Raw genomic sequence first — 17,002 nt, forward strand, 5'->3', positions numbered from 1 at the left:
AAAAATATTTAGAGATTAAAGAAAAGATAGAAACTAAAAGAAACAAAGCAAAAGAAATAGATGAAGAACAAACTAAAGAAAAACCATTCGAAGCCATATAAGTAAAAGGCACTAGCACAAGTGAAAGTATGGAAGAAATACTTAGTAAAATGGATATTCAAAATATCAAAGATGAAAGAGATTTATTGGCTATATTTTTAGCCTATAAAAATGGCGAGAATTTATATGATAAAAGGGTTTAAAATAAAGGAATAATTATGAAAATAAATTCTTATTCAACATATCAAATAACCAATATAAGCAAAAAAGAAACAAATAACGAGATTAAAAAAGTAGACAATAAAGCAGATGATAAAAAGGTAGGTGAAGTATTAGGATACGGAGTTGATAAAGATGGCTTTTTTACAAGTGATTTTAACAAAGCTGCGGGTATTCCGGATAATTATAAAATCCACAGCGATACTTTAAAAAATCTAGTAGAAAATAACGAAAAATCATATTTGGCACATAGACCATTTTATGAAATTGATATAGCAAAAAGCGTTGGAAATGCTTATAAAGTCTTAAGCCAAGTTGTAAGTGAAGATTTTTTAAACTCTAAAGAATTTTTTAACACCGAAGATATAAAGCAATTTCCACAAGGTTATATTCAAGCAAGAAGTGATGAAATCAAAATCAACAAAATTTTACATTCACCTGATGATTATGAGAATAATCACGGAATGACTTTTCAAAATGAACTTTACCAAACTCATCATCCCTTATTTTATTCTTTTGACAATGATGATAAAACCTTACCAAACACAAATGTTTTTCCACCTGATAATATCAAGCAAGACCCTAGATTTAGTGGATATTTTGGTGATTATGATGAAGCAAGACAAAATTATATAAATGAAAATGGAGAAATATCAAAAGGTGGGCTTTTGATAGGTATATTAAAATCAAACCCAACTTTAATTGAAGGAGAAAGCACATATAAAGGTAAATTAAGTGGTTATGATAGAAAAATTAGCTCGGCTACATTTTTTGCATTTGATAAAGCGTTAGGAATGCAAGTAATGGCAAGGGGAGAAAATGGCTTTATGAGTGCTGAAGTTGAGCGTATGCCAAGATGGCTGAAAGATTATGTCAAATTAAATGCTTATGATAAACCATTAAGCCAAAGAAGTGCTATTTTAGGAAGTGCTAATTATACTAAAACCTTATATAGTCTTAATAGTGGATTTTTTAGTAGTAATAAAAAAGCTGAAGAAAAACAAGCTGATGAATTTATGAGAAAGATAAGAGAATTAATGGGTTTAGAAAATCCAAATAAAAACATTAGCAAATTAAATTATGATGAGTTTTTAAAACTAGCTTTTAGTTTTAGCCAAAATAAAGTATCTAATATAAGATTGTTTGATATAAAAGTTTAGATTATTTTAGAAATTTTATTGCAAAAGTTATAAGATATTTTGATTTTTGAAAAGATTTTCTTATTTTAAATTCTTAAAACTAAATAGAATTTAAAATAAGAATAAAAAGCGAATTAGGAATAATCCTAATTCAAAATTATTAAAGTTTGCCGCCTTCTACAACAACACTTTCTTTATCAATATCAGTTCCATAAACAGGTGCTAGAGTTTCATCATAATTTTTGTGGAAGAATTGCTCTTCGCCTAGTTTTACTATCTCATTATTTAGCCATTCTAAAAGCTCTTTATTGCCTTTTTTAACAGCAGGTGCGATTACATCAATATCCCCTAATTCACTAATACCTACTACAAAATCAGGATTGTTTTTAACCCAAGCAAAAAGCAAGGTGTTATCGTGTGCTAGTGCAGCACCTCTGCCATCTAATAATGCTCCAAAAGTTTCAGTATTTTGGTCGTATTTTGCTAGATTTACTCCGTTTTTATTTTTTGTAAAATACGCATCAGCAGTTGTGCCTTTATTTACGATTAGAGTTTTTCCATCTAGTTCTTTAATGTCTTTAATCTCTGCATTTTTAGGACTTGCAATGCCTAATGAAACTTTCATATAAGGTAATGCAAAATCAACAACTCTTGCTCTTTCAGGTGTTTTTGTAAAATTAGCTAAAATAATGTCAACTTTATCAGATTGTAAAAACTCAACCCTACTAGCAGCCTCAACAGGAACTAAGGTTAATTTATCTTCACTACCTAATAAATCTTTAGCAATTCTTTTTGCAAAATAAATATCATAGCCTTGAAACTTACCTTCTTTATCAACAAAGCCAAATGGTGGTTTATCAGCAAAAACACCTATTTTAATATTATCGCTAGTTTTAATCTCTTCAATATTTCTAGCATTAGCAAAACAGGTTAGTAAAGCCCCTGCAACAAGTGATAAAATAACTTTTTTCATAATTTCTCCTTTAAATAAAATCGCTTGTAATTAAAACGCAAAAAAATTAATAAAAGATAATTTTAATCCTTTTTAAATTCAAACATATTTAAAAATTGCTTAGCTCTATTAGTTTGAGGATTTGTAAAAAACTCTTCAGGACTTGCAATTTCAACGATTTTGCCACTATCCATAAAAATAATTTTATCAGCTACAGCTCTAGCAAATGCCATTTCGTGAGTTACTATTAGCATTGTTTTTTCTTCTTTTGCAAGATTTAATAATACATCTAAAACTTCTCTTACTATTTCAGGATCAAGCGCAGCCGTAACTTCATCAAAAAGCATAATTTCAGGATTCATACATAAAGCTCTAACTATTGCAATTCTTTGTTTTTGACCACCACTTAGCTCTTTTGGATAGGCGTTTTGTTTGTGTTCTAAACCAACTTTTTGCAATAAATCTAGGGCTTGTTTTAAAACTTCATCTTTTTTACGCTTTTGAACTTTCATAGGAGCTAATAAGATATTTTCAAGTACATTTAAATGGTCAAACAATTCATAGCTTTGAAACACCATTCCAACATATTTTCTAATCTCTTGCCAGTTTTTATAATCTTTAGTAATTATTTCATTTTTTATATAAATATTTCCACTAGCTATATTTTCAAGTCCGTTAATACACCTTAAAGTTGTGCTTTTTCCACAGCCACTAGGCCCTACTAAAACAACAACTTCGCCTTTATTAACTTCAAAAGAAATATCCTTTAAAGCGTGGTTATTGCCGTAAAATTTATTAATATTTTCAAGTTTTAAAATACTCATTAACTCCACCTTTTTTCTAGTATTTTTGATATTTTTGATAAGGGATAACAAATTATAAAATATATAAAAAATATAATTGTATAAATATATAAAGGTGCTAGATTGCTAATAAATAATGTAACTTCTTTTAATTGATTACCTATTGCTAAAATATCTACAACACCTATTAAATAAGCTACTGAAGTAGTCTTAATCATACGGCTTAAAAGATTTATTACATTAGGAATTAATCTTTTTAATGCAAGTGGCAAAATAATATATCTATACATTTGGTATTTGCTAAGTGCAAGTGCGATTGAGCTTTCAAATTGGTGTTTAGGAATACTTGTTATTGCACCCCTTACTAAATCCATCATCTCAAACATACCCCAAATCACAAATACAATAATAGTAGCACTAATAGCATCTATACTAAGCCAACTTGACATTCCAAAATATATTAAAAATAGCCAAACGATAATAGGCATAAATCTTATAATTTCAAGAATTATTTTTAGAATATAAAAAATAATTTTATTTCCTAAACTCATAAAAACGCCTAAAATAAGCCCACCTATAATTGAGAAAAATATAGATACAAAAGATATAAATAAAGTAACTTTTAAGCCTTCATAAAGCCTTGAATAAATTGATAAATCAAATAATATTTCACTCATTTTCTAATCCTTGCTTCAAACCAAGTTAAAAATAATGAAAGCGGTAAAATCATTATAAAATAAGCAACACAAAGCATAAATAAAGCTTCATTAGTCACATAATAAAGTCCTATTATATCTTTTGCTGTATAGACTAAATCAGCTAGAGCTATTACACTTACTACTGATGTTTCTTTTAACAAAAATATTATATTTGCATTAATACTAGCTATAGAAACTCTAAGTGATAATGGCAATAATATGTAGTATAAAACTTGATTTTTGCTTAATGCTAGAGCATATCCTGCTTCTATTTGGTGCTTATTAATAGCATTTAAACCTGATTTTAAACTCTCAGCCATATATCCACCACCTAAAAATGCAAGTCCAATTACTCCACAAGTAAAGGCTTCAAGTTTAATTCCAAGCTTTGGCATTGCATAATATAAGAAAAACAAATGAATTAAAAGTGGGGTATTTCTTGAAAGCTCTATATAAGCATTGCAAATTAGTTTTAAAAACCTTAGTTTATGTAGTTCAACCCACATACAAAATAGCCCTATTAAAAATGATAAAACTATGCCATAAAATGCAAGTTTTATAGTAAGGATTAATGCGTCTATGTAAAGTGGATAAAACTCTTTTATAACTTCAAAATCCATCTAAGCTCCTAGCTAAAATAAAAACGGGTTAAATATATCTTTTTTTGATAAATAATATTTGCAATTTTATTTTCAAATTCTTTTAATTTTGTTACAAAAATTATTAATAAATATGTGTTTATATTAAATAATTTTATTCAAATAAATTAACTTGATTTTGAGATAAATAATTTAAAGAAATCTTTAAGAATGCTAATTTATAATCAGCCTTTTAATTTTGGCTAAGTTTTAGCTATACAAAGGATTTTTATGAAAACTTCAAATTTTGGTGCAGAACTTGCACACTTTCATCAAAACTACCTAAGCAAATTCTATAGCAATACTAAAGCGGTTATGGTTTTAAGCATAATGGCAACTTTATATTTTGCTATTTTTGGTGGTGTTTTTGCAGTAACAGGCGAATTTACTCGTATCGGTGGGGAAATTCTTGAGCTTTTTGGAATGGATTTAAGTTCGTATTCATATTATCAAAAGCAAAATCTAAACGGAACTATGCTAACTCGTGTTGATGGGGTTATGATTATTGGACTTATAATTGGTTGTTTATTAGCTGCTAGCGTTGCTAATAAGGTGTATTTTAGAAAAATAGCTTCTAAGACTAGATTTTTTCAAGCATTAATTGGCGGAATATTAGCAGGATTTGGTGCTAGACTTGCTTGGGGATGCAATTTGGCTAACTTTTTTACAGGTCTTCCTTATTTTTCTTTACATACTTGGGTTTTTGCTATTTTTATGTGTCTTGGGGTTGCGGCGGCTATTTTGGTGCTAAAAATTAAGATTTTTGCTCCTAGATATGAGATGATTAAAACAAATACTCCACAATTAAAAATAGATAAGAATTTAGAACAAAAAAACAAAATTATTTTATTTCTTAGCGTAATTGCTTTTTTTGTATTCTTTGCATATTTAGCTAGTAATGATACTAAAAATCTTCCTACAGCATTGATATTTGGAGTGATTTTTGGCTGGTTGGTACAAAAAGGACAGATTTGCTTTACTTCTTGTTTTAGGGATTTATTTTTATTTAAAAGATATAGTTTTTCTTTAGCTTTATTTGTATCAATGTTAGTTGCTAGTATTTTTGTATTTGCATTATTAAATAAAGGCGGATACAACGCTAAGGTTTTAGAAATATCTCTTGGGCTTTGCACTGGAGCATTTATATTTGGCTTTGGTATAGTGTTTGCAGGTGGTTGTGAATGTGGATTTTTATATCGTGCAGTAGAAGGGCAAACTCATTTTATAGTAGTTGGTATTGGAAATATAATAGGAACTATGCTAATTGCTTTAAATTATGATTTATTGCCTAAGTGGTTTTTGAGTGGAGAAAAAATCAAATTAAGCGGATATAGTGGTCTTGGCATTAATATAGCTTTATTTTTAATAAGCATTGCTTTAATATTATTTTATGCAAGGAGAAAAAATGAAAATTGATTATTCTATTTCTTTATTAGGCGAACCTTGTCCTTATCCTGCAATTGTTGCTAATGAAGTAATTCACAAGCTAAAAAGTGGTGAAGTATTAGAAATAATTAGCGATTGTCCGCAAAGTATTAATGGAATTCCACCTGATATGAAAGCTTTAGGTCATAGTTGCGAAGTAGTGCAAAATGGCTCTATTTTAGGCTTTTATATCACTAAAAAATAAGTTTAGAATTTAAAACAGAAGTTTTAAATTCTAATTAACTTAAATCTTAAAATATAAACTAGACTTGCAAGTAAGCAAAAAACGCTTATTATGCAAGCTAGTGCAAAACTCGTATTAGCATTCATAGCACCGACTAAAAACGCTGCAAATCCTGCGAACATAAATTGCATAGCTCCAAGTATTGCTGAAGCACTACCTGAATATTTTTTAGATTTTTGCATAGCTTTTGTAACTAGATTTGGTGTTATAAAGCCTAGCATACATAAAGTTAAGAATAAAAATAAAGTAAAAGTATAAAAATTATTTGATAAGAGTATTAAGCAAAATGAATTAATTATCATTGTTATACAAGCTATAAAAATTACTTTTGATATACCAAATTTAGAAGTAAAATATACATTTAATCTAGCTGTTATCATAAATCCTAAAGAATTTATCCCAAATATTAATCCATATTCTTGTAAGCTGATATTAAAGACATTGGTAAAAACAAAACTTGAGCCACTAATATAAGCAAATAAAGTGCTCATAATTAAACTTGAGCTAATTACATAAATTAAAAAACTTTTATTAGTTAAAACACTTTTATATGCTTTATAAATATTTGAAAATGAAAAAGGAATTTGATTTTTATTACTTTCTTTTATATAAAAAATACTTAAAAATAATAATAAAATTCCAAGACAAAATAAAGTAATAAAAATGCTTTGCCAAGAAAAGTATTTAAGCAAAAGCCCACCAATGCTAGGAGAAATCATAGGAGCTATGCTAGAACTAATCATCATTAATGAAAATACAGCCACTGCTTTTTGCTTAGAAAAACAATCATTTACAATAGCTCTTGCAATCACAACCCCAGCACATCCGCCAAGTGCTTGCATAAATCTTAAAGCAATAAAAGTATAAATATTATCAACTAAAAAACATAAAAAGCTAGATATTATAAATATAAAAAGTCCTATAATTAATGGGATTTTTCTACCATAAATATCGCTAATTGGTCCATATAATAATTGTCCTAATGCAAAGGCTATAAAAAAACTAGCAATGCTTAATTGAGTATAAAACTCACTTGTATTAAAACTATGCTGAACTAAGCTTAATGCAGGTAAATACATATCAGTTGCAAGTGGGGCAATAGCACTTAAAAATGCCAATATTAAAATAAAAAATTTTTCTTTCATCTATACTCCTAAAAAATATGATATTGTCTTAATTTGGCAAATGAAGTTTTATGCAAGGAAAATTACCTTGCATAAATTATTAATGTTGATGATGATTGATTGCTTCTGGATATTTATAGCCTTTTTTCTCTAAATATTCTTGCATAAATTTAATTTCAATTTCTTGAGCTTTTATAATATCATTAGCTAATTTTTTGATATTTTCATCTTCTCCATATTTTAAAACGATTTTAGCCATATCAACAGCACCAATGTGATGAGGTAGCATACCTGCTACAAATGCTATATCAGGGTCGTTTTCATTCATACCTGCTTGCATTTTAGAGTGCATTTTCATCATACTTTCATTTAGTTCTTTTTTCATATCGTTTAATTCTTGAGGACTTAAATCTTTAGCAAATAAACTAAATGCACCTAAGCATAAACATAAAAAAATTTTTTTCATAAAATACTCCTTGTTTTAAATAAAGATATATTTTATTAATTAGTAATTTCTATTAAGTAAATTATTTAGATTTTACATTAATTAAGACTATTTCGCTACTTGCATTAAACCTAGCTACTATGCCCCAAAATCCCGCTCCACTTGTTACATACATTTTGTTATTTTTTACATTATATAAACCTTTTAAATATCCTTGCTCAAGTTTAACAGCTAGGCTAAAAGGAAAGATTTGTCCTGCGTGAGTATGTCCAGCTAGGATTAAATCATAAGGGCTAACATCGTATTTTTTAACAAATTTTGGCTGATGGGTTAGTAAGATATTAAACTTATCTAATTTAGGCTTTAATTTGCTAATATCAGGCTCAAAAGTCTTAAGCTTTAGCCCCATCAAATCATTTACACCTGATATTACAAAATCATCAAATTCTATGCTTTTATTATCTAAAAAATGCAATTTATATTTTTTTAATTCCTTAGCGATACTGCCTACTCCGTGATAATATTCGTGATTTCCTAAGACATAAAATGTGCCATAGGTTGATTTTAGTTCATTTATATAATTAAGGTTTTTGACATTATTAATACCTGTATCTACTAAATCTCCTACGATTACTACTAAATCAGGATTTAAAGAATTAATTTTATTAATTATATTTATAAAAAACTCATCATTTAAATTCTTTTTTAGATGAATATCAGCTATCATTGCGATTTTTAAATCTTTTTTTAGTTTATCTTCGTTTAGATTTATTTCTTTTATTTTAGGGACTTTTATTGCGTTTTTTGATACCTTATAAAAAAATACAAAAGCTATGAAAATAAATATATACTCATAATTTAAAATATTTATATCTTTTAAATAATAAATAAGTATAAAAAATATAGGAAAAAAATTGAATATCTCCCATATATCAATTGCTTTTGCAAAATGTTCTTCATAGACTATTTTTGTCTTGATATAATAAAAACTCATAATCATAAAAAACACAATAGTTGAAGCAATTAAAATTATAAAAGAATAATATAAAAGCTCTTTAATTAAGTTTTCTTGAGTAATTAGGCTTAGTTCAAACGCAAAAATAATACTATAAAAAGCCACAATTATTTTTCTAAATTTATTAAAAGTATTATTTTTAATAGTTCTTAAAAGCATATTTGCATTAGCGAAAAATACCAATAAAAAATATAAAATACCAAGTAATATAGCCATAATTAGTCCTTATTAGAATTTAAATTAGGAATTTCAAACTGCAATTCATCAGCAAATAGATTTCTCATACCAAAAATCCTACTTAATATTACATCTTGTTCTTTTACACTTGAGAGATTTTTGCCTGCATCTATTGTGGTTATTGCTACTTTTCCAACGATAATTCTACTCTCAACTCCACGCTCATAATTTTTAATCCCCCATAAATTATGCAATATATAGATTTTGTTATCAAATTCTCCTAAATATAAAACTATATGACCTTTTAGAGCTAGCAAGGTTGCAAAAGGTATTGCATTGCTTTTAATATAATTATATTTTTGTTTATTGCTAAGTTTTGAGATATTAAAAAATATTTTTCTATTTAAATAATCTTTTTGATAGATTTGATCTTGCGAATTTCTAGCTAGAAAAACTCCAAATGTGCCAAATACATCTTTTAAAAAAGCAGAGCAATCTCTATCGCCGTTTAATCCGCCCCAGCCATAGTTTTGTCCTATTAATTCATTTGCGATTTTTTTTAAATCAACGCTAGAAAAACTATCTCCAAGCTTGAAAAAATCTTCTTTTTTGACCTTTATTTCAATAAGTTTTGCGTTATTGTTTAAATCCTTTTTAAAAACTCTTATAGTATAAAAATTAGCACTTTCTTTACTTAATGCCAAAGGCATTCCAATTCTTGCGTATTCTATGAAGTCTTCATTTTTATCTATTAATGCAATTTTATCTTTTTTAGGCATTATGAAGTCTTTTGATGATTTATAAATATTTAAATCTTCATCACTAATAAATGCAATATTTTTATTTTCTATAAAGCCAACTACCACGCTATTATAAATAAAACTCCAGCCAAAATCCTTGCTAAAATGAGAGATTTTAACAGGAGTATATGCGTAGATAAATGAGTTTTGCAAATAATCAAACGGATAGCCTTCGCCTGCTAATTTAGGATTTTTAAATCTTGGTTTTTTAGTAGGTAATAATCTTAAATTACTTGAATGAATAATGATTGCATTTTTTGAAATTTTGTTTAAATTATCAAAATCAGCATTATCTACTATATTTTGCATTAATTTTTGAGAATTTAATTGATAATTTTCTCCATAACCTGTGTCTTTTAAAATATCATTTGCAATATTTTTCATATTGATATTGGTTTTATCAATTCCCCACACATAAAATAGGTTTTTTAAATAATTTTCTTTTAATTTTTGTGATACTTCTTTAGTGATATAAAACTCATTGCTCTCATAATTATTTAAGTCTTGAGATGGAAGAGCAAAATAATTTTTACTGCAAGAAGTAAAAACTACAAGACAAATAATTAAAATAATATTTTTCATCATTCAAATCTAATTAAAATTTCACCTATAAATTTATTATCTTCGTAAGCTTCAACCCTATAAATCTTACCTGCTTTATCAATTGAGTATTGTTTTTGCATATTTTTAAGGCTTAGTTTTATACTATCTTCACTATCTTTTGCGTTATAGCCTATGACATTTATCCTTACTTTATCGTGTTTTTTAACTAAAAAATAATTTTTTACTTCTATCATTTTTGCGAAATTAGTTGTGATTTCTTTATCATCAACAATTAAATTTAACTTATCAATAATATCGCTATATTCAACATTTTTTTCTAAATACAAATTAGTTTGAAAGCGATTGCCGTATTGAATACTAAAGCCATTATCTTGATTGTTTTTAAAAATCGCAGTTAATTCATTGCTAGCTTTATAAGTAAATGGCAATTTTATTGGAATAAATCTTATTTTTTCTCTTGGTTTTTGAAGGCTTAATAAAAAGCGATTTTCAATTTTAATTAAAATCGGTTTTTCAATAACTTCTCTTACTGCATTAGGATTTAATTCAAATTCTCGCTCAAACTCAACTCCAGCAGCCTTTAAATAGCTCTCAATTGCTAGTAAATGATAATATGCTCTTTCGTGGGTTAATAGATTTTTGCTAGCTTCGTTTGCATAGGCGGCTTTACCTTGAGTAATTGCATAATAAGTTAGGCTTTTTAGCATTTCTTCATCGCCATTTGCTGTGTTTGTGTTTTTTAAATGATAGCTATGTAATTTGTGTAATAAATTATTATTTATACTTTCACAAGCCTTACTTGCAATTTCGTTTAAATTCCCATATTTTGCGTCAATTTGCTCTTGGTCAATTATGCAAGAATTTCCCCATTTTTTAGGATTTTTATCCTTATTTATATAATTTGGAGAATAATATCCACTACCATCGTGAAGATTTATTATGAGTTTTACTTCAGGTAAAGTTATTATTTTTTTAATTAATTCAACCGTGTAATAATCAGGGTCATCTTCGCTAAGTTCTGCGAATTTGCGATTTAAATCTCCAAATTCTCCACGACTTCTAGCAATTATTGAATCAAATGCAAGATTTGGCACGACAATTACTTTTCCTTTAGTGATTTTATAATCAGTGATTAATAAGCTAGCAGCGTGAAAACCACCTGGCTCATCTCCTTGAATACCGCCAAAAATCAAAACGGTATTATCACAAACTTTTTCACATTCTCCTAAAGTGTTTATAGTAAAATTTAAAGCAAATAAATTAAGACTTAAAAATGTTAAAAATATCTTAAGCATTCAAAAACTCTCTTACCATTTTATCTACACTAAACACATCATCAATAGTATTTATTTTACTATCAGCAAATTTATCTAAAGCCTTAAATACTGCGTCACTAATATCATAGAATTTACATTCATCTTTTAAATATTTATATACAAATTCTTCATTAGCAGCATTGATAATAACACCTAAATCAGGATTATTTAATAGCTCATCTTTTAGCCTAAAAATAGGGTATTTATTAGGATTTATCTCAAAGAATTCTAATTTAGCAAGTTTTAAAATATCAAAATATTCACAAGCAGCAAAATCACTCTCACCTAAGAGTGCATTTGCAATGCTAAGCTTCATATCAGGCACGCTAAAATAAGCACTCATTGAGCCATTAATACTTTCGCAAAATGCGTGAATACTTGAGCTTGGCTCTATGATTGCGTCTAATTCTAAATTAGGATATAAATGTTTTGCTTCTATTAATTCATAAAGCTTATTTGTCATTGTTGCACTATCTATTGTGATTTTTGCTCCCATATCCCAATTAGGGTGTTTTAAGGCTTCATTTGCTTTTAGATTTGCAACTTCATTGTATTTAAAAAATGCCCCACCACTAGCAGTAATTGTGAGTTTTTTAGGGTGTTTAATACCCCTTAAAAGTGCTGCTAATGCACTATGCTCGCTATCAATAGGAGAGATATTAAAAGTATCAAGAAATTTTCCAGCCACAACCAAGCTTTCTTTATTTGCTAAAAAGAGTTTTTTATCTAATTCTTGAGTTTGTAAAGATATTTTAAGTCCTGCAAATCCTACTATTGCATTGATAATTCCATCACTTTTTAAATCTTGCATTATAAATGCAGCGTCTTTTATTGAGTATTTATTAGAATGATTGACTTTATCTAGTATTTCATCACTTGCTAAGACTATTTTAGGATTAAACATTTTTATTTGTTCGTTTAATAATTCATAGTTTTTATAAGCACTAATGCACTCTAATTTAATATCAGCTTGTTTTATTATTTTTAAAGCATTAACGCCGATTGAACCAGTTGAACCAAATACGCTTATAATTTCAGGTTTTGTTGGATTTATAGTAAAGCTCATAAGAATACCACCATAATAATACTAGCAAAAATCAAAGCATCAACTCTATCTAATACTCCGCCATGTCCAGGGAAAAGCTCCCCACTATCTTTAACCTTAGCTAAGCGTTTTAAATAGCTTTCAAATAAATCTCCAAATACAGCAAAAAACGCCATTAAAAATGATAAAAATAAAACTTCTAAAAAGCCAATTTCACTATAAACAAAACTAGCATAAATGCTTGAAATTATTGTGCTAATGATAATTCCACCGATTACTCCTTCTAAAGTCTTATTAGGAGAACTTGGACTAAAGCTAGTTTTTCCATATTTTTTACCTACAAAATAAGCAAAACTATCACATAAAACAACGCTTAAAAGTAGCCAAATAAAGCCACTTAATTCAAATCTAATATAAGTTTCAAAAATAAAGCTAATTCCAATTCCTGCATAAATAAATGGTAGAATTTCTTTTAAATCTCCTTGTTTGTATGCTAAAAAAGAAGCAAGAACTAAAATAGCAAAAATCATAGAAACCACAGGCATTTGAGTATAAATTCCTAATATCAATCCTAAGGCTAAAATTAAATAATTATTTTTAGTATCAAATAATTTACAAGCTTCAAAATATCCAATGCCACTAGCTAATAAAAATATTATTAGCCATAAATAATAAGAATTTATCACTAGAAAAATTACTGCAATTATTGCAAAAATTAAGCCTGTTTTTATTTTTTCATTCAACATAAATACTCCTTAAACAAGTTTATCAAAAAGCCTATCGCTTTCTTTTATTTCTTCAATTTCTTCATCTTCTTCTATCATAACACCGAAAAAATTAGCTCTTTTATGCTCTTTTTTAGGGCGTTCTTCTTGATATGATTTTTCATCATCAAGATTTGTGTTTGTTTTTGAGCTTTCGCTACTTTCTTCTATTACATTAACTTCTGGCGTAACTAAAGTAATTTGCTCATCAGCAAACATTTTTGCATTATGTTTTGCGTGATTATCAATCGCTACGCCTTGATTTTGATTTATATAATTTATATTTCCAATATTGCTAACACTCATAAAAAAACCTTTATAGTATCGTAATTAACATAATTAACGAATGCTTTTTCAATAATTTTTACATTTGCTCTTTTTGTAAAATCTACTAAAAAATTACCTTCTTTTTTACCAGAATAACAAGCACAAAGACTTGCAGCATGATAAATTAAATCTATATCATAGCTTTTTTTGTTGCTTGAAATTATTACATGAGAGCCTTTTAAATCCTTTAAATGAAACCATAAATCATCTTTTTTGCTATTTTTTAGCAAATATTCATTAGCGTTTTCATTAAGTCCTACGCTAATTTTGTAATCATTTATATAAAAATTTAATATGTTTGGATTTTGCTGGGTTTTGCCTTTTTTATTGTTTTTTGCGAATAATGAGCGTAAAAATACTTCATCTTTTGTGCAAATTATTGCTTGTTTTAGGCTATTTAAAGCATTTATTTTTTCGTTTAGATTATCTTTTTCTATGCTTATATTTTTTGCTTTTTGGCTTAATTTTTTAGCGTTTTTATAAATATTATTTAGCTCATATTTTGCAGAGTTGATTAAAGAATATTTATAAATTCCTATTTCAAATTCTCTTTCGTAATCTTTTATTTTATATAAGTTTTCTTTTAGTGCATCGCCTTTTGCGTATTCATAAAGTGCTTTTTTGTTTAGTAATTCTTCATCTTCTAAAGAATTTATTAAAAGCTCTAATTTTTCAATTTTTTTATCATTTTCCATTATTTTTTGAGCTTTTAATGAGTTTAATTTCTCGTTTTGAAGACTTGCAAAAATATTTGCGAAATAAATTTTAAAATCTTCAATTTTTATATTTTTTTCAGTGATTTTTGTAGGTTCTAAATCTATGTAAGGTTCATTTTGTAAAATATCTCTAAGGTTGTTTTTGCCGTATCTTAAGGCACTTATTATATTTCTTTTATCATCTAAGATTAGTGCATTTGTAAATTTTCCTGAAAACTCAAGTATTAAATAAAATTCCATTTTTTTATAAGCGTGAGCTAAGGCTAGTTTAAACTCTAAAATCCTATTATTTATAGGCACTTTAATATCTAAAATACTTGCGTTAAAAAGCATTTTTTTAAGTTGTAAATCAAATGGACTAGTATAATCTTTAGCATATAAATTACCACTATAAATTGCACTTTTGCCCTTGGTTAAATCAAAATATAATTTATCTTTAAACTCAATACATAAGCAATTATCGTTTATTCTATATGCACGATTTATCTTTTTATATTGCTTTAAATAATCTTTAATTTGCACTAAATCATAATAATTCATTTTTAATCCTTTTATTAATTTTAACGGCTAAAATTAATAAAATTAGAAAAAAAGGGAAATCTATGACTTTAACAGAACAAATATTTGCTCATCATATAGGAAAAGAAGTAAAAGCAGGTGAGATTATTGATTGTCCTATTGATATGGTAATAGGAAATGATATTACAACTCCAATTTCTATTAAACAATTTAAAAAAAGTGGTGCTACAAAATTAGCTAATCCTGATGGTTTTGCAATTGTGCTTGACCACTATATTCCTGCAAAAGATATTCTAAGTGCAAATCAAGCAAAAATTAGTAGAGATTTTGCAAAAGAACATAATTTAAAATATCTTTTTGATGAAAAAAATATGGGTATTGAACACGCACTTTTACCTGAAAATGGACTTATTAGCCCAGGTGATGTGATAATTGGTGCAGATAGCCATACCTGTACGCACGGAGCTTTAGGAGCATTTGCTACTGGAATGGGAAGCACTGATTTAGCGTATGCAATGATAACAGGTAAAAACTGGTTTAAAGTACCAAGTGCTATTAAAGTGCAATTTCGTGGAAAATTAAAGCCTTGGGTTTATGGAAAAGATTTAATTTTAGAAATTATTAGAATTTTAGGCGTTGATGGGGCTTTATATAAATCATTAGAGTTTTTTGGAATTGAAGAGCTTGATATGGATAGCCGTTTTAGTTTATGTAATATGGCGATTGAAGCAGGTGCAAAGAATGGAATTTGTGCTGTTGATAATGTTACAAGAGAGTTTTTAAACTCGGTTAATTTAAAGAGAAAAGGCGTTGAGTTTAGCCACTTGCCAAATGCTGTTTATGAAAGAGTAATTGAGATTGATTTAGACAAGCTTGACCCTGTTGTAGCATATCCGTTCTTACCAAGTAATGGTAAAAGTATAAAACAAGCTGTAAGTGAAAAGGTAAAAATTGACCAAGCATTTGTAGGCTCATGCACAAATGGAAGGCTAAGTGATTTAAGAATTGCAGCGAGTATTTTAAAAGATAAAAAAGTTCATTCAGATGTAAGAATGATAATTACTCCAGCTACAACTAAAATTGCTTTACAAGCTCAAAAAGAAGGCTTAATGGATATATTTGCTAGTGCTGGTGCAGTTGTAAGTAATCCAACTTGTGGTGCTTGTTTAGGTGGGTATATGGGGATTTTAGCTGATGGAGAGCGTTGTATATCAACTACGAATAGAAATTTCGTAGGTCGTATGGGTGCGAGAACTTCAGAAGTTTATCTTGCAAATAGTGCAATTGCGGCTGCTAGTGCAATTAAAGGATATATTTGTTCTCCTGATGAGCTTTAAAAATAGCGTTTGCCTAATTTTAGGTGGTGGAAAATCAAGTAGAATGGGGCAAGATAAGGCTAATTTACGCTTTAATTATAAAAAGCGTGAAATTAGCCTGATTAATTATTTATATGAAAAATTACAGCCTTTATTTAATGAAATATATTTTTGTGCTAAGACTAAGCCAAGTGATTTAAAATGTAAATTTTTAAAAGATAATTATGAATATTTTCATCCAATTAATGGTTTAAAGACTTTTAAAAATATTAAAATTCCTAATTCAAATTCTGTTTTTGTAATTGCAGTTGATTTTGTAAAAATTAATAAAAGCTCTATAAAAAGACTTTTTTATAAACATAAAAGATATAAAAGTTCAGTAGTGGCAAAAAGTATTAAAACTCATTTTTTATGTGGTTTTTATAAGATGAGCGATTTAAAATATTTAGATGAATTAGATGAAAATTGCAAAATTAAAGATTTTTTTATAAAGTCAGGTGCAATTACTTTAAGCTTTAAAAATGATAATGTTTTTTTAAATATGAATACAAAAAGTGATTTTGAAAAGTTTATTAGAAGTTACAGATATTAAACATTTTATGCTATAACTAAGCCTTTTTTATGGAGAGTTTGGCCTACTGGTGTAGCCCTAAGACTTCAAATCTTGTGGCGGGGTAGTTGACTATTCTGCGGGGGGTTCGATTCCTTCACTCTCTA

General features: G+C 27.5%; 18 protein-coding genes. 5 read left to right on the plus strand and 13 right to left on the minus strand.

What is annotated here, in order from left to right:
• Positions 1-257: 257 nt before the first annotated feature.
• On the plus strand, positions 258-1,418 hold the full coding sequence (locus tag AVBRAN12647_RS08765) for a Cj0814 family flagellar-dependent secreted protein (RefSeq protein ID WP_336615040.1): 1,161 nt from the start codon (positions 258-260) through the stop codon (positions 1,416-1,418).
• Positions 1,419-1,557: 139 nt separating this feature from the next.
• Here the strand turns inward: AVBRAN12647_RS08765 and AVBRAN12647_RS08770 are convergent, their stop codons facing one another.
• The 4 genes from AVBRAN12647_RS08770 to AVBRAN12647_RS08785 all read right to left on the minus strand — a co-directional run bounded on the left by AVBRAN12647_RS08770 (position 1,558) and on the right by AVBRAN12647_RS08785 (position 4,470).
• Positions 1,558-2,370 (minus strand): cysteine ABC transporter substrate-binding protein, encoded by an 813-nt coding sequence (locus AVBRAN12647_RS08770; protein WP_214119709.1) that lies wholly within the window; start codon positions 2,368-2,370, stop codon positions 1,558-1,560.
• A gap of 62 nt (positions 2,371-2,432) precedes the next feature.
• Entirely contained in the window at positions 2,433-3,173 is a 741-nt protein-coding gene (locus AVBRAN12647_RS08775; protein ID WP_239803371.1) for an amino acid ABC transporter ATP-binding protein, read from the minus strand.
• On the minus strand, positions 3,173-3,829 hold the full coding sequence (locus AVBRAN12647_RS08780; protein ID WP_336608471.1) for an amino acid ABC transporter permease: 657 nt from the start codon (positions 3,827-3,829) through the stop codon (positions 3,173-3,175). Before AVBRAN12647_RS08780 ends, AVBRAN12647_RS08775 begins: the two co-directional genes overlap by 1 nt.
• Positions 3,826-4,470, minus strand: coding sequence for an amino acid ABC transporter permease (locus tag AVBRAN12647_RS08785; protein ID WP_214115980.1), 645 nt, complete (start codon positions 4,468-4,470; stop codon positions 3,826-3,828). The genes AVBRAN12647_RS08780 and AVBRAN12647_RS08785 overlap by 4 nt, the downstream gene beginning before the upstream one ends.
• Before the next feature lie 249 nt (positions 4,471-4,719).
• Here AVBRAN12647_RS08785 and yedE point away from each other — a divergent pair, with 249 nt between their 5' ends.
• Both yedE and yedF read left to right on the plus strand, forming a co-directional pair.
• Complete coding sequence (gene yedE / locus AVBRAN12647_RS08790) at positions 4,720-5,904, plus strand: selenium metabolism membrane protein YedE/FdhT (RefSeq protein ID WP_336615041.1); 1,185 nt, start codon at positions 4,720-4,722, stop codon at positions 5,902-5,904.
• Entirely contained in the window at positions 5,894-6,118 is a 225-nt protein-coding gene (gene yedF / locus AVBRAN12647_RS08795; RefSeq protein ID WP_214115976.1) for a sulfurtransferase-like selenium metabolism protein YedF, read from the plus strand. The genes yedE and yedF overlap by 11 nt, the downstream gene beginning before the upstream one ends.
• Before the next feature lie 23 nt (positions 6,119-6,141).
• Here the strand turns inward: yedF and AVBRAN12647_RS08800 are convergent, their stop codons facing one another.
• The 9 genes from AVBRAN12647_RS08800 to AVBRAN12647_RS08840 form a co-directional block, all read right to left on the minus strand.
• Positions 6,142-7,302 (minus strand): multidrug effflux MFS transporter, encoded by a 1,161-nt coding sequence (locus AVBRAN12647_RS08800; RefSeq protein ID WP_214115973.1) that lies wholly within the window; start codon positions 7,300-7,302, stop codon positions 6,142-6,144.
• 79 nt (positions 7,303-7,381) lie between these two features.
• The gene (gene copM / locus AVBRAN12647_RS08805; RefSeq protein ID WP_214119711.1) at positions 7,382-7,747 is read right to left on the minus strand and encodes a CopM family metallochaperone; all 366 of its coding nucleotides are present in this window, start codon (positions 7,745-7,747) and stop codon (positions 7,382-7,384) included.
• A 61-nt stretch (positions 7,748-7,808) separates the two neighbouring features.
• Complete coding sequence (locus AVBRAN12647_RS08810; RefSeq protein WP_336615042.1) at positions 7,809-8,957, minus strand: metallophosphoesterase; 1,149 nt, start codon at positions 8,955-8,957, stop codon at positions 7,809-7,811.
• Between the two features lie 2 nt (positions 8,958-8,959).
• Positions 8,960-10,300, minus strand: coding sequence for an SH3 domain-containing C40 family peptidase (locus AVBRAN12647_RS08815; protein WP_336607824.1), 1,341 nt, complete (start codon positions 10,298-10,300; stop codon positions 8,960-8,962).
• Entirely contained in the window at positions 10,300-11,577 is a 1,278-nt protein-coding gene (locus tag AVBRAN12647_RS08820) for a M99 family carboxypeptidase catalytic domain-containing protein (RefSeq protein WP_239803375.1), read from the minus strand. The genes AVBRAN12647_RS08815 and AVBRAN12647_RS08820 overlap by 1 nt, the downstream gene beginning before the upstream one ends.
• Positions 11,570-12,628, minus strand: a complete 1,059-nt coding sequence (locus tag AVBRAN12647_RS08825) for a 1-deoxy-D-xylulose-5-phosphate reductoisomerase (protein ID WP_214116014.1) — start codon at positions 12,626-12,628, stop codon at positions 11,570-11,572. Before AVBRAN12647_RS08825 ends, AVBRAN12647_RS08820 begins: the two co-directional genes overlap by 8 nt.
• 32 nt (positions 12,629-12,660) lie before the next feature.
• Entirely contained in the window at positions 12,661-13,389 is a 729-nt protein-coding gene (locus tag AVBRAN12647_RS08830) for a phosphatidate cytidylyltransferase (protein WP_336615043.1), read from the minus strand.
• Positions 13,390-13,398: 9 nt separating this feature from the next.
• Positions 13,399-13,713 carry a hypothetical protein gene (locus AVBRAN12647_RS08835; protein ID WP_214115955.1) on the minus strand — a complete coding sequence of 105 codons (315 nt, stop codon included), beginning with the start codon at positions 13,711-13,713 and terminating at the stop codon, positions 13,399-13,401.
• A complete protein-coding gene (locus AVBRAN12647_RS08840; RefSeq protein ID WP_336615044.1) occupies positions 13,710-14,990 on the minus strand; it encodes an NFACT RNA binding domain-containing protein in 1,281 nt (426 codons plus the stop codon). Before AVBRAN12647_RS08840 ends, AVBRAN12647_RS08835 begins: the two co-directional genes overlap by 4 nt.
• 62 nt (positions 14,991-15,052) lie before the next feature.
• Here AVBRAN12647_RS08840 and AVBRAN12647_RS08845 point away from each other — a divergent pair, with 62 nt between their 5' ends.
• Positions 15,053-16,306 (plus strand): 3-isopropylmalate dehydratase large subunit, encoded by a 1,254-nt coding sequence (locus AVBRAN12647_RS08845; protein ID WP_214115951.1) that lies wholly within the window; start codon positions 15,053-15,055, stop codon positions 16,304-16,306.
• Entirely contained in the window at positions 16,296-16,877 is a 582-nt protein-coding gene (locus AVBRAN12647_RS08850; RefSeq protein ID WP_336615045.1) for a molybdenum cofactor guanylyltransferase, read from the plus strand. The genes AVBRAN12647_RS08845 and AVBRAN12647_RS08850 overlap by 11 nt, the downstream gene beginning before the upstream one ends.
• Positions 16,878-17,002 lie beyond the last annotated feature (125 nt).

Origin of the sequence: Campylobacter sp. RM12647 (assembly GCF_020138135.1) — a bacterium.
In the GTDB taxonomy this organism is placed as follows: Bacteria; Campylobacterota; Campylobacteria; order Campylobacterales; family Campylobacteraceae; genus Campylobacter_E.